The sequence below is a fragment of the Cellulophaga sp. 20_2_10 genome (assembly GCF_023476645.1).
In the GTDB taxonomy this organism is placed as follows: domain Bacteria; phylum Bacteroidota; class Bacteroidia; order Flavobacteriales; family Flavobacteriaceae; genus Cellulophaga.
Genome location: NZ_JAMCOJ010000009.1, coordinates 113916 through 127440, shown reverse-complemented (window position 1 = coordinate 127440; position 13525 = coordinate 113916). Strand labels below are relative to the sequence as shown.

Genomic DNA, 13525 nt, shown 5'->3' with positions numbered 1-13525 from the left:
AAAAGGCCTAGATATACTCTAGGCCTTTTTTTATTTAGAAAGGAGTATACCCGTGTATATCCAAAATTGGGCTGGTTATATTTATATAACCGTAGTGTAATTTATCTTTTGTGTCTATTGTGCTGTCTTGGTTGATATCTTCCAGCGTGGTAAAATATAATTTTTGATTGTCCAATGTAAATTTAGATCGGTATAAGATGTCATTTTTAGTTAATGATAAACGCTTAAAATTACTACCATTTATATGGCTTATATATAATGTAGAACTGTCTTTAGAATCTATTAATTTGTCATTATTGGTATCTGTATCTATAACTGAATACAGGAGTAGTTCCTTGGCTGTATGGTTATATACATCTCTTAAAAAGGTAACGCTATTAATCTTGAGATCCTGAGTTGCTAACTTCGTAAACTTATTAGAGTGTATTGCTTCAAAATTTAAATTAACTATGTTTCCTGTAAGTACATCATTGTACAGATTGACATAATCAACGGTGTTATTATTGTTTTTGTAGGAGCTTCTATTAAGGTAATTTTTAGATTCCTTATCAATCAAAATAATCGGGTGTATTAGGATTTGCGTAGTTATGGAGTCTATTTGAATTGGTAGATCTGCAATTTTCTTACTTTCAGAATTTATTTTTTCCTGTTCTGTAGTTTTAATATTTGATTGTTCTCTAGGAATTTTCTTGTCACAAGAAGATAGCAATAGGGTTAATAGTATGGTTGTAGTAATTACTTTTTTCATAAGAAGTGATTTAAATTTAAGTAAACTTAAATCAAACTATAAAAAGAAAAAATAGGCAGTGAGTAAACAGGTTGTTTTAGTGAGTTAACGATGCTTAAGTATATAAAACGAAAAACTCCGGTAATCAGCCGGAGTTCATTCATCAATCAAAAAACGAACAGTTATGATAAACTGTTGTTACAGTTCACAAATTACAATTTTTATACCAAAAAGACAACAACAGTTGCTATAGGTTGTTAAAAAAAGAATTGTGCTTATAAACCGTTATGGTTTATCCAAGATATGTTTTTAATATTTTACTTCTAGAAGTATGTTTAAGTCTTCTAATAGCTTTCTCTTTAATTTGTCTAACTCTTTCTCTTGTTAAGTCAAAAGTTTCACCAATCTCTTCTAAAGTCATAGAATGCTGCTCTGCTAAACCAAAATATAAACGTATTACGTCCGCTTCTCTTGGTGTTAGTGTTTCTAATGCTCTTTCTATTTCTGTGCGTAAAGATTCTATTAATAGTTCTCTGTCTGGATTAGGAGACTCACCACTACGTAATACATCGTAAAGGTTAGAATCTTCACCATCAATTAAAGGAGCATCCATAGATACGTGACGTCCAGAATTTTTTAATGACTGCTTTACATCCTCAATAGTCATATCTAATTCCTTTGCTATTTCTTCTGCAGATGGCTTACGCTCATGTGCTTGTTCTAAGAAAGCAAAAGTTTTATTAATCTTATTAATAGATCCAATTTTGTTTAAAGGTAAACGTACAATACGAGATTGTTCTGCTAACGCTTGCAAAATAGATTGACGAATCCACCATACAGCATAAGAGATAAATTTAAATCCACGAGTTTCATCAAAACGTTGTGCAGCTTTAATTAGACCTAAGTTGCCTTCGTTAATTAAATCTGGCAATGTTAGACCTTGATTTTGGTACTGCTTAGCAACAGAAACTACGAACCTAAGGTTGGCTTTTGTCAATTTTTCTAAGGCTACCTGATCTCCCGCTTTAATACGCTGTGCTAATTCTACTTCTTCATCGGCAGTAATTAAGTCTACTTTACCAATTTCTTGTAAATATTTATCTAGCGATGCGGTTTCCCTATTGGTAACCTGTTTTGTAATTTTAAGCTGTCTCATTTAATATATAATTTACGCGCAACCAAAGGGGTGCATATACTTATACGTAGAAAAAGAGGAAATGTTACATTTTAATAAAGTTAATTTCATCTTTTTATTTTTATTAAGTCGAAAATAAACTCATAACCCTACAAATTGGACTTGTTTTATTTCCATTATTTTTAAGTAGTTTATATAAAAAAAGTAGATGTACGGTTCTGCACATCTACTTTAAATCTATAAAATTATTTGTTTTCTTATTTTTTCTCTGCCAAACCACGTGTTAACCATCCTCTTCTACTAGCTGTAGCTATAGCGTAAGGTGTAATCCAGAATAAGCCAAATGTATAAAGAACGCTATAAGTATATGCCCATAATGATTCTTGAGGCTTGTATTTATTAGAATAAAATATAACTGAGAATGTTGATAGTATTAAAATGCTAAATAATGTTGAGCTTAAAAATAATAATGGATGAGTTACAACAAAGTATAACATAAATATTAAAAATGGATAACTCATTATTATTTTAATAGCTTGACTTATGAATAATAATCTTGAGCCTAATTTAGATTCTTTTCTAAAGTTAGTAAATACATATTTAGCCATTTCTATGTTTTCACGTACATTACTTCTTCCCCATCTAATAAACATTTTATAAAGACCTTTGTATTTTTCTGGAACATTAGTATATGCATTTGCATTTCTTTGAAAAAGTACGTGGTTACCTTCTTTCAATATCATATTAGTCATTGCTCTGTCTTCACCAATATCAGATGGTTTGCCCATAAAAGTTTGATTAATCCACTTTGGTAGAACCTTAAATACTGCAGAACTACGGTAAGCTGCTAGCGCTCCAGGAGTACATAAAACAGAATTTAATGTGCTTTCTGCTGAACGAACAAATTCGAAGCTTAATACAAAACTAACATCTAGCATTTTTGGAATTAATGCTTTTGCTTTGTTTAATACTCTTATGTTACCAGCAACTGCACCTACTTTATCATTAACAACAAATGGGCTAACTAAATTTCTTAAGGTGTCTGTATCTACAATAGAATCGCTATCTACAGTTACAAATACATCTCCTGTACCTATGTTAAAACCACGGTATAATGCGTGTCTTTTACCTTTGTTTTCTGGTTGTTGATATATCTCTACGCCTTCACCTAACTTTTGTTTTGCTTTTTGCATCCAATTCCAAGTATCATCTGCGCTACCATCATCAATAGAAATTAACTGTAGTTTTTCTTTTGGAAAATCACTGTTAATTAAGCTAATCAATGTATCGTAAACTTGTTTACCTTCATTATATGCAGGAACAATAACTGTAACAGTTGGTAATTTTTCGTCAGAAACAGATGCTATAGGTTTGTATTTAAAATATCTATATAGTACAAACAAGAAAAATAAAATTTTAAAAGCTAACAAACTTGCTGCGATGACCATAAAAGTAAAACCAAATAAAGAACTAGATCTTTCTTGATTAAACTGAAGAAAATCACTTTGAAAAGAAACTACATAATAAATAGATCCTAACATTAATATAAAAGTACTAACCAAAACTAATATGGCTAATGAATTGTTTTTCTTGGATTCAACTATTTTTTCATCTACGAAAGAGCGAAAATCTTGAAAAACTGTAGCAGTTTTTTGGTATGATGTTTTTATAAGCATAGGTATAGTGTTCATAAAATTAAAAGTTTTTATTACTGTTCTCTCTTAGTTTTACGAACTGAAATGCTTTTTAGATTTTTAGTTTTTTTTATTTATGAATATCTTAAGAAAAAGAGGCTGTTTTGTCTTAAATTGTTAATTTGGCGTTAAATAAAGAGGAATTTAGCATTGTTTTCTATTGATAAAAACCTGTGTGAACTTTTATTATGGGTTGAATTTACAGCAGATAAAAACTGCATTCTTCTGGCTTTTATAGGGGTTAAAGGCAAAAAGAGATTATCTTTTGGTGTAAAGACAATCTCTTTTGCTATATGTTAAAATGTAGGTAGTTTTATTCTCTAATATGGCCATTTCCAAAAACATAATATTTATTGGTTACAAGTTGTTTTAGACCTAACGGACCTCTATGGTGTAGTTTATCTGTGCTAATTGCTAACTCTGCACCAACGCCCATTTGTCCGCCATCTGTAAATCTAGTAGATGCATTATGGTATACAGCAGCACTGTCTACTTGTTCCATAAATGTTCTAGCTTTTTCAGTATTTTCTGTTAATATGGCAGCCGAATGTCCACCAGAATAATTATTTATTTTTTTTATAGCAGATTCTAAATCGTCAACTTCACCAATGAGAATTTTTAAGGCTAAAAATTCTTCTTCCCAAATAGCTATATTTTCAATTTTTTCATTTTCAGGTATTAAATGAGAGGTGTTTTCATCTGTAATAATGTTTACATTAAGTTGTTTTAAAACTTGTTCTAATTCTATAATCTTCATTTTATAATTACTAATATTTTTATTTATTAGTACTTTGTCTAATGCATTGCATCCCGATATTTTATCGGTTTTAGCATTTACAATTACACGTATTGTTTTAGTCCAGTCTGCATCGTCGTCTACATATAAAAAGTTGTTTCCACGACCACTAACTAAAACAGCACAACGGGCGTGTTCTTTGACAAATTTAATAAGACGTTCCCCTCCTCTAGGTACTATTAAGTCTAGTTTTTCTGGTGGATTTCTTAAAAATTCTTGGGTTTCTTCTCTTTGAAGATGTAATAGTTTTATCCAGTTTTTAGAAATATTGTTTTCATCTAAAGCTTTATGCCAACATTTTTCTAAAATAATATTAGTTTGCAATGCTTCTTTACCTCCTTTTAATAAAATTTTATTATTGGCTTTAAAGGCTAATACAGCAGCTTCTATTGTAACATCTGGTCTAGATTCGTAAATTATAAGAATAGTACCAAATGGAGCTGTTTTATTTGTGATTACTAAACCGCTATCTAAAGTTAAGTTAGATATTTCTTTACCAACAGGATCTTCTTGTTCTTTTACATCTGTTATGGCTTTAATCATCCCGTCAATTTTACCGTTATTTACTATTAAACGGTCTAAAAGTGCTTGATCTTCTTTGTTAAAAGCTTCAATATCTTTTTTGTTCGCTTCTAGAATTTGTTCTCGGTCGTTCTCAATAATTCTTAACATTGATTCTAGAACGTTACTTTTTATTTTGGAGCTTAATAATTTCATATTAGTTTAAATTTTAATGAATAAATTTTGTTCCTATTTTTTTATTATCAATAATATCTACAATAACATTTTGCTTTTTACCATTTGCTATGTAGGTTGGTATTTCTTTTTCTGCAGTACTTTTTGCTATTTTTAGCTTAGAAGCCATGCCGCCACGACCTTCACCTTCTTTTTTATAACTAGCTTGTACATATTGTTCTACGTCTTGATCGTGAGTAACTTCGCTAATTTGTTTAGAGTTTTCATCATCAGGATGTCCAGTGTATAAACCATCTGTGTCTGATAAAATAATAAGTCTATCTGCATCTATTAATTCAGCAACCAAACTTGCTAGCTCATCATTGTCAGAAAACATAGACATTGTTACAGAAACAGCATCATCTTCATTGGCAATTGGTATTATGCCTTCGGATAATAAGCCTTCATAACAATTAATCATATTATCTCTGTGTACACCTAAATCAAAATCTCTTTTAGTAGCTAGAACTTGAGCGCAACGCATACCATAATCACTAAAAAGACTATAATAATGTCTCATTAATCTAGGTTGTCCAACAGAAGAGTAGACTTGTCTTCTAGTAGATTTATCTGTGATGTTTGTTTCTCCTAATATTTCTTTTCCTGCAATAGCAGAACCAGAAGAAACCAAAACAACCATAATATCTCTCTCGTACAATACCGAAATTTGACGAACGAGCTCTTTTAAAATTGGACCTAAAATTCTATTGTCTTTATTGGTAAGTACGTTTGTGCCTACTTTTACAACCACTCTTTTAATTTCCATTTTATTGTTTTTTATTTTTCTTTTCCCATTTCTATGGCTCTGTTAAATGCGGCGTATGCGGCATCTTGTATCAGCTGCTTTACATTATTATCTTCCATAGAATCTATGGCTGCTTGTGTGGTGCCTCCTTTAGATGACACTCGATCTATCCATTTTTCTGGTGAAATATCATTTTGATTAAATAATTCTATAGCTCCTTCAAAAGTGCTACTTACTAATACTTTAGAATCGTAGTCCGAAAAACCCATTTTTAAAGCTGCTTCTAGCATAGATTGCATAAAGTAAAAAACATAAGCAGGTCCACTACCAGAAATACCTGTAGAGGCATCTATAAAGTTTTCTGTCTTAACGTGTATAGATGTTCCCGTAGTGTCTAATAAATTACGAACCATTAACAGCTCTACTTTAGATACTTCTTTAGATTCTGTGTAAGATGTTACGCCTTTACCAACCTGCGCTGGTAAATTTGGCATTGTACGTATTACTTTTTTAGTTTGTAGCCTTTCTTGAATAGATTGTATGGTTACGCCTGCCATTAGAGATACAAAAATTTGTTGATCGTTAATCATAGTTTTCATTTGAATAAACAAATCATCGCTATGGTACGGTTTAACGGCAATAAATACTAAATCAGCCAGAGGTAAACAATCTTCTAAGTTTTCAAAAACATTAAATGCATCATTTTTTCTAAGTGTTTCAATTTTTTTTGGATCGGTGTCGTAAATTCTAAGTTTGTGTTTGTTTAGAAGTACAGATTTAGACATACCTTCTGAGTATGTTAATCCCATATTACCTGCTCCAATTACTAATACTCTCATTTTATGTGTTTATTGTTTTATATATACTATAGGGCGCAAGGACCATGCGAGAGTTCGGATTTTGAGATTCAATTTTAAGGATTCATTAATATGGTAATGATACGCCTGTAAATTATGATGTTGTTAATTGAAATGTAAAATGGTTGCAATATTTTAAATTGATGGAGTGCTTTTTTATTCTGAAGGTGACAGTCTGTCGGTGAAAATGTCCATTTTTGATCAATAATGAACAATTTTCAATAAAAAAAGCCCAAAAAACTTAATTTTTGGGCACTTTTTGGATTTTAAATAATCTAATTTTTATGATTTGGTTTTTGTACTACAACTTAATCTTACATTTTTGAAGTAATAAATGTACCGTTGTTTTCTTGAGCTAGAGTTCTCATAAAATCTAAATCGGCATCATCTCCAAAAGCAATAGTATGTATAATTATATTGTTTGTATTTACCTTGCGTATTTCTTGCAGTACGGCATCAGGACCACCATTAGGTAAACCATCACTCATCAATACAATTTCTTCTACACTACTTGTAGATAAAGCTTCTAATAAGCCTTTTAAAGTATCTGTTCCGCCACCTGCTTTTAAGTTTTGAACAAAGATATTAGAAGATGTTCTAGATGAATTATTTGCAACTCTAAATGCATTAGATTGCTTTGTTACATTGTCGTTATAAGAAAAAACAAGAAATTTTTTGCCATCAGGAAGTCCTTTTATAGCAGGTATTAATTTGCGTTTTACAGCGCCAAGTTTGGTCGCTTCTTTGGTAACCTGTTTGCCCAGTATGTTACCAATTTTGCCACCAATAACTTTGCTTACTTGGTTGCCTGCTTTATTGCCAACTTCTCTTACAACTTGGTCTTTTATAGAACCTTCATCTATACCTTCCATACTGCCAGAGATATCTATAAGGTATAGGGTGTTTCTAGTCGAAGTTTCAATTCCGAAAAATTCATCAGATTTTTTTGCAACATAACAAGATTGTACTAGTGTACAGATAGCTATTAAAGTTAAGATGGATAGTGTCTTTTTCATTTTCATTTTAATTACAGTTTATTAATTTCTTTACAGTTAATCTATCTAAAATCGGATAACGACTTAGTTTAGTTTTGGAAGTGTTCTTTTTTATTTTCTATGGATTAAGAAGATAATGCAATGTAGAATGTTGTATTGGTCGTGTTTTTTACTTTCTAGAATCTAAAATTAGAACTATTTGAAGCAGTTATTCTTGTAAATGAGAATTTGGCGCTAAGTAATTAGAAATAGCGGCAATTTAAAGAGGATTTATAGTGGTAAGAATTAAAATTAAGAGGAATAAAGGATATTAGAATAACTCATCAATATAAGCAAGAAGATTTTTTTTTCTGCTTTGAGCAACAGGGATAGCGTGTTTTTCGTTTAAAACAACTTCTTCATTACGTTTGTTAAAAGAAGAGATGTAATTTAAGTTGATTAAATAACTTTGATGAACACGGAGAAAATTATGATTCCTTAGTTTTTCATCATAAGACTTAAGTGGCTTAGAGACTAATATACTTTTGTTATTAGTTAGTAAAAAAGACGTGTAGTTGTTGTCTGATTTTGCATAAAGAATGTCTTTTATGTCTACAACGTGAATAGCATCTGTATTTTTTAGGACTATTTTTTTTGATTGATCTTTATGAGAAATGTTATGCATTAAGGTGCTTAACTGTGACTCGTGGTTTGTTTTGTTAATGTCTATTAATACTTTGTCTATAGCCGTAGTTAATTCTTTTTCTTCGTAAGGTTTTAATAGGTAATCTATAGCGCTAAATTTAAACGCGTCAATTGCATATTTTGCATATGAAGTGGTAAATATTATTTTAAACTCTATGGCGTTAAATAAAGGAAGAAACTCAAAAGCATTACCATCTGTTAAGAAAACATCTAAAATTATAAAGTCTGGTTTTAACTTTTTTATTAATTCTGCCGCTTCATTAATGCTACTAGAGTTGCCAATTACAGCTATATTTTTGTAATTTTTGATAATCGACGAAGCAAAAGAAAATGCTTGAGGATCATCTTCTACGATAAAACAAGATATGGTGTGCATAGGTGGGTAAAGATACTATATTTAAGTTGTTGTAAAACTTAAAATCACCTGTGTTCCTTTAGGTGTGGTATTCACTTTAATATCCCCTTTAAAATTTTTGAACGTTCTATTAAGGTTTTTTAATTGTTCTTGTATAATGGCTGTACTCATAGATTTATGCAATCTTTTAGAGTCGTCTTTTTTAATTTTAAAACCATTGCCATTATCAGTAATAGAAATGTATAAAGTAGAATCTTGCTTGTAATATTTAATACTTATAATGCCCTTGTTATTATCTTTTAGACCGTGTAATATAGCGTTTTCTACAAAGGGCTGGGTAATTAGTGTTGGTATCATATCAAAATCATCATCAACAGAATTATCGGTACTTATAGTATAAGCGAATTTATTATTGTAATTAAGTAGTTGTAAATTTAGATAAGATTCTAATGCAATTTTATCATCTTCAACAGTAATAAAATCATCATCAGATTTTTCTAAGACCAATCTAATTAGTTTGGAGTAACTAGTAAGGTAAGAGCTAGATTTTTCTTTTTCATTTTGATGAATAAAATTCTGAATACTTTGTAACGCATTAAATAGGAAGTGCGGATTTAATTGAGTTTTCCTTAATTTTTGTTGTAGCAGAATCTTGTCTAACTGCTGTTGTATTTTGTAGTTTTTAAATCCAAAGTAGCCAAGTATAACGAGTAATAAAATAAATATAAATATAGCTGAAAGCAAATAATTTTGTTGCTTAATGGTTAGTGCTTGTAATTTGTTTTGAGTGTCTAAAATATGAATGCGTTGCTCTTTTTTCTCTGATTCGTATTTCTCAGTTAATTCAGCAACACTTTCTTTTTGTTGTTCGTTGGTAATAGAATCTTTTATCTTATCTTTTAAATCTGCATAGCGTAAAGCTGTCTTATATTCTTTTAAACCTAAGTAAGATTCTTTAAGGTTGTTATAGATATAAGTTTTAACTGTACCATGCGCTCCAATAGCAGCACTGTCTAAATAGGCTATAGCTTTGTTGTATTCCTTTTTTCTAAGATAGGCGTGGCCAACATTGTTGTACGTAACTTGTAATGTGTTTTTGCTATTAAGTTCTTTTCTCAAAGAAATAGCTTTTTTGCCGTAAGTAACAGCTAAGTTATAATCTGCACCTTGGTCGGTAAAATACATTGCTAGATTAGTATAAATTGTAGAAAGTATATTCTTTGAGTTTAGTTTTTTTGCAATTTCCTCTGCTCTAAAAATGGTCTCGGTATATTTTTTAAATAAATCTTGACTAAAGTAAATGTTTGATAGGTTAACTAGAATTTGAAGCTTAATTGTTTCATTAAAATCGCTTAAAAGAAGCGCTCTTTCTAAATAAAGTTGTGCATTTTTATAATTTTTTAATGTTGCGTTTATTGCACCAATATTAGAGTAGGTGCTAACAAGTTGTTTGTTGTTTGTTGTTTTTTCTAAAATTTTTGCTGCTTGTAAATAAAAGTCTAATGCCTTTTTAAAATCTTGCTTGTAGTATTGTATGGTGCCAAGGTTATGTAATGTTTGGCCTTTTATATAATTAGTTAAGTTTTTAGATAGGTTATTTTGTAATAAAGAATCTGATTTAGAAAACTCCTTCTTAAAAATATAAAGACTACTCTTTTGTAATTGACCTTTAGCTACTAAAGTGTCATTGTTAATTAACTTTGAGAATTTTATGGCTTTGTTGATATAGAAAAAAGAACTGTCTATATCTTTCTGGGTTAGTTCTTTTGATTTTGATAATAGCTCCTCAATGTTGGCTAACGTATCAACTTCATCTTGTGCATTTATGTTGGATGTGTTAAATACGAATATAAAAAGTATGCTAGAACAATATAAAATAGTGCAAATAGCGGACTGATGTTTAGGTTTAAAGTAAAGGCTTCGCATTTTAGAAATTAAATTTTATGTAATATAGAAAAAGCCCAACAAACTTAATTGTTGGGCTTTTATTATTTTGAGAAAATTAAGAATTAATCTTCTTTTTTATCTTCTCTAGGCTTACGATCATCACGACGGTTGTCACGTCCACGATTATCTCTTCCTCTATTGTCACGACCACCACGGTCATTATTTTCTCTTGGAGCTCTTTCTACATAACCTTCTGGTTTAGGTAATAGTGCTTTTCTAGAAACTTTTTCTTTACGTGTTCTTGGGTCTACACCAAAGTATTTTACATCAAAAACATCACCCATGTTTACAACATCTGTAACATTTTCTGTACGTTCCCAAGCTAACTCAGATACGTGTAATAAAACTTCATTTCCGGGAGCATCTATGTATTCTACAACAGCACCAAAATCTAACATTTTAATTACTTTAACTTCGTAAACACTTCCTTTTTCTGGTTTAAACAGTAAAGAATCTATTTTAGCTAAAACAGCATCAATACCATCTTGTGCAGTACCTAAGATTTCAACAATACCTTCTTCAGTTACTGGATCTTCGTTAATAACGATAGTAGTTCCTGTTTCTTTTTGCATTTCCTGAATAACTTTTCCACCAGGACCAATTAAAGCACCAATAAATTCGTTAGGAATACGTCTAGTTACCATTTTAGGAGCGTGAGACTTAACATCTTCAGCCGGACTAGAAATAGTATCTGTAATTTTACCTAAAATATGTAAACGACCTTCACGTGCTTGTTTTAGTGCATTTACTAAAATTTCATATGATAATCCTTTAATTTTAATGTCCATTTGACATGCGGTAATACCTTCAGAAGTACCTGTTACTTTAAAATCCATATCTCCTAAATGATCTTCATCACCTAAAATATCAGACAATACAGCATAACGGTCACCATCAGAAATTAATCCCATAGCAATACCAGAAACAGGGCGTTTCATTTTAACACCAGCATCCATTAAAGCCATTGTACCAGCACAAACAGTTGCCATAGAAGAAGAACCATTAGATTCTAATACTTCAGAAACTACACGTACAGTATAAGGACAGTCAGCAGGTATCATTCCTTTTAAACCACGTTGCGCTAAGTTACCGTGACCAACTTCTCTTCTAGAAGTTCCTCTTAGTGGTCTAGCTTCACCTGTACAAAAAGGAGGGAAGTTATAATGTAAATAGAAATTCTCTTCACCTTCGTGAGATGGCATATCTATTTTGTTAGCGTCTCTAGATGTACCTAAAGTAACTGTAGCTAAAGCTTGAGTTTCTCCACGTGTAAAAATAGCAGAACCGTGTGTAGATGGTAAGTAATCTACCTCACACCATATTGGTCTAATTTCATCAGTCTTACGACCATCTAAACGTAAACCTTCACTTAACGTTAATTCACGTACAGCTTCTTTTTCAGCTTTACTGTAATAACCACTAACAAGATGACCAAATTCTTCCATCTCTTCTTCAGTAAAAGATGCTTTCACTTCTTCTTTTACTTCAGCAAATGCAGCACTACGTTCTGCTTTAGAAGTTCCCTTCTTAGCAATGGCGTAACATTTATCGTAAGCTAAGTCGTGTATTCTTTTTTGTAAATCTTCATTTACTTCTGCAGTAGTATATTCACGAGTTTCTTTTTTGCCAAAAGCTTCAGCTAAACGTAATTGAGCAGCAATTTGAACTTTAATAGCCTCATGAGCAAATTTAATAGCTTCAGCCATTTCTTCTTCAGAAATCTCATCCATCTCACCCTCTACCATCATTACAGAATCGGCAGAAGCTCCAATCATCATCTCTAAGTCTGACTCTTCTAATTGTGCTCTTGTAGGGTTAATTACAAACTCACCATTAACACGAGCAACTCTAGCCTCAGAAATAGCACATTCAAATGGGAAATCTGATAATTGAATAGCAGCAGAAGCAGCTAAACCAGCCATAGCTTCAGGCATAACATTTTCATCATGAGACATTAACTGTATCATAACTTGTGTTTCTGCGTGGTAATCTTTTGGAAATAATGGACGTAAAACACGGTCTACTAAACGCATTGTTAATACTTCACCATCACTTGGTCTTGCTTCTCTTTTAAAGAAACCACCTGGGTAACGACCTGCAGCAGCAAATTTTTCTCTGTAATCTACAGTTAGTGGAAGAAAGTCCACATCACTTTGTTTGTAATTAGAAACTACAGTACATAATAACATACAGTTTCCAGATTGCACTACAACGCTACCATGAGCTTGTTTTGCTAATTTTCCAGTTTCAATAGAGATTTCTCTACCGTCCCCAAGGTCTATGACCTCTTTAAATACTTTTGGAATCATAAATTTTTTTTAAAGCCTAATTTTTTAAAAATAAGACTTGTTAAACAATGGTCTTACGTCTTGTTAGACGAGGTGTTGTGTTGTTGTGTTGACCAATGAAAAACTATAAATAAGCTTTTAGTTTGCCTTATACTACTATAAGGTCTTTGTAATTTTAGCTAAGATAATTATAATAAATTAACTGGTATAAAAAAAGGGAAAGCAATGCTTTCCCTTGATGTATTATTTTCTAATACCTAATTCTGCGATAATAGCACGGTAACGTACAATATCTTTTTTGATTAAGTAATCTAGAAGACTTCTTCTTTTACCTACCAATTTAACTAGAGAACGCTCAGTGTTGTAATCTTTATGATTTCTTCTTAAGTGACCAGTTAAGTGGTTAATTCTGTGAGTAAACAAAGCAATTTGTGCTTCAGCTGCTCCAGAATCTTTTTCGTTTTTACCGTGTTTCTTAAAGATTTCGGTTTTTACTTCTTTCGTTAAATACATTCCAATATTTGTTTAATGATTTTTATGTATATGACTGAATCTCAATCAAGCTGC

At 31.1% G+C, this 13525-nt stretch carries 11 protein-coding genes; all 11 read right to left on the bottom strand.

Features of this window, described 5'->3' with window-relative positions; genetic code table 11:
• Window positions 1–34 precede the first annotated feature (34 nt).
• Window positions 35–748: a hypothetical protein gene (locus M4I21_RS15100; protein ID WP_249560062.1), complete on the bottom strand. Its 714-nt coding sequence runs from the start codon at window positions 746–748 to the stop codon at window positions 35–37.
• A gap of 271 nt (window positions 749–1019) precedes the next feature.
• The gene (locus tag M4I21_RS15095; protein ID WP_013620242.1) at window positions 1020–1883 is read right to left on the bottom strand and encodes a sigma-70 family RNA polymerase sigma factor; all 864 of its coding nucleotides are present in this window, start codon (window positions 1881–1883) and stop codon (window positions 1020–1022) included.
• Window positions 1884–2119: 236 nt separating this feature from the next.
• On the bottom strand, window positions 2120–3553 hold the full coding sequence (locus tag M4I21_RS15090) for a glycosyltransferase family 2 protein (RefSeq protein WP_249560061.1): 1434 nt from the start codon (window positions 3551–3553) through the stop codon (window positions 2120–2122).
• A gap of 316 nt (window positions 3554–3869) precedes the next feature.
• Entirely contained in the window at window positions 3870–5069 is a 1200-nt protein-coding gene (locus tag M4I21_RS15085; protein WP_249560060.1) for a glutamate-5-semialdehyde dehydrogenase, read from the bottom strand.
• Window positions 5070–5082: 13 nt separating this feature from the next.
• Window positions 5083–5853 (bottom strand): glutamate 5-kinase, encoded by a 771-nt coding sequence (gene proB / locus M4I21_RS15080; protein WP_249560059.1) that lies wholly within the window; start codon window positions 5851–5853, stop codon window positions 5083–5085.
• An 11-nt stretch (window positions 5854–5864) separates the two neighbouring features.
• Window positions 5865–6671, bottom strand: a complete 807-nt coding sequence (gene proC, locus M4I21_RS15075; RefSeq protein ID WP_249560058.1) for a pyrroline-5-carboxylate reductase — start codon at window positions 6669–6671, stop codon at window positions 5865–5867.
• A 332-nt stretch (window positions 6672–7003) separates the two neighbouring features.
• Entirely contained in the window at window positions 7004–7711 is a 708-nt protein-coding gene (locus M4I21_RS15070) for a vWA domain-containing protein (protein ID WP_249560057.1), read from the bottom strand.
• A gap of 283 nt (window positions 7712–7994) precedes the next feature.
• Window positions 7995–8744 (bottom strand): LytR/AlgR family response regulator transcription factor, encoded by a 750-nt coding sequence (locus tag M4I21_RS15065; protein WP_249560056.1) that lies wholly within the window; start codon window positions 8742–8744, stop codon window positions 7995–7997.
• Window positions 8745–8765: 21 nt separating this feature from the next.
• Entirely contained in the window at window positions 8766–10649 is a 1884-nt protein-coding gene (locus M4I21_RS15060) for a tetratricopeptide repeat-containing sensor histidine kinase (RefSeq protein WP_249560055.1), read from the bottom strand.
• Between the two features lie 83 nt (window positions 10650–10732).
• Entirely contained in the window at window positions 10733–12979 is a 2247-nt protein-coding gene (locus tag M4I21_RS15055; protein WP_249560054.1) for a polyribonucleotide nucleotidyltransferase, read from the bottom strand.
• Between the two features lie 222 nt (window positions 12980–13201).
• Window positions 13202–13471: a 30S ribosomal protein S15 gene (gene rpsO / locus M4I21_RS15050; RefSeq protein ID WP_249560053.1), complete on the bottom strand. Its 270-nt coding sequence runs from the start codon at window positions 13469–13471 to the stop codon at window positions 13202–13204.
• Window positions 13472–13525: the final 54 nt, after the last annotated feature.

What these genes read in the sequence shown, in the direction of transcription:
- M4I21_RS15095 (WP_013620242.1), bottom strand. Translation starts at nt 1,883, where the DNA reads ATGAGACAGCTTAAAATTACAAAACAGGTTACCAATAGGGAAACCGCA.
- rpsO (WP_249560053.1), bottom strand. Translation starts at nt 13,471, where the DNA reads ATGTATTTAACGAAAGAAGTAAAAACCGAAATCTTTAAGAAACACGGT.
- M4I21_RS15070 (WP_249560057.1), bottom strand. Translation starts at nt 7,711, where the DNA reads ATGAAAATGAAAAAGACACTATCCATCTTAACTTTAATAGCTATCTGT.
- M4I21_RS15100 (WP_249560062.1), bottom strand. Translation starts at nt 748, where the DNA reads ATGAAAAAAGTAATTACTACAACCATACTATTAACCCTATTGCTATCT.
- M4I21_RS15085 (WP_249560060.1), bottom strand. Translation starts at nt 5,069, where the DNA reads ATGAAATTATTAAGCTCCAAAATAAAAAGTAACGTTCTAGAATCAATG.
- M4I21_RS15065 (WP_249560056.1), bottom strand. Translation starts at nt 8,744, where the DNA reads ATGCACACCATATCTTGTTTTATCGTAGAAGATGATCCTCAAGCATTT.
- proB (WP_249560059.1), bottom strand. Translation starts at nt 5,853, where the DNA reads ATGGAAATTAAAAGAGTGGTTGTAAAAGTAGGCACAAACGTACTTACC.
- proC (WP_249560058.1), bottom strand. Translation starts at nt 6,671, where the DNA reads ATGAGAGTATTAGTAATTGGAGCAGGTAATATGGGATTAACATACTCA.
- M4I21_RS15090 (WP_249560061.1), bottom strand. Translation starts at nt 3,553, where the DNA reads ATGAACACTATACCTATGCTTATAAAAACATCATACCAAAAAACTGCT.
- M4I21_RS15055 (WP_249560054.1), bottom strand. Translation starts at nt 12,979, where the DNA reads ATGATTCCAAAAGTATTTAAAGAGGTCATAGACCTTGGGGACGGTAGA.
- M4I21_RS15060 (WP_249560055.1), bottom strand. Translation starts at nt 10,649, where the DNA reads ATGCGAAGCCTTTACTTTAAACCTAAACATCAGTCCGCTATTTGCACT.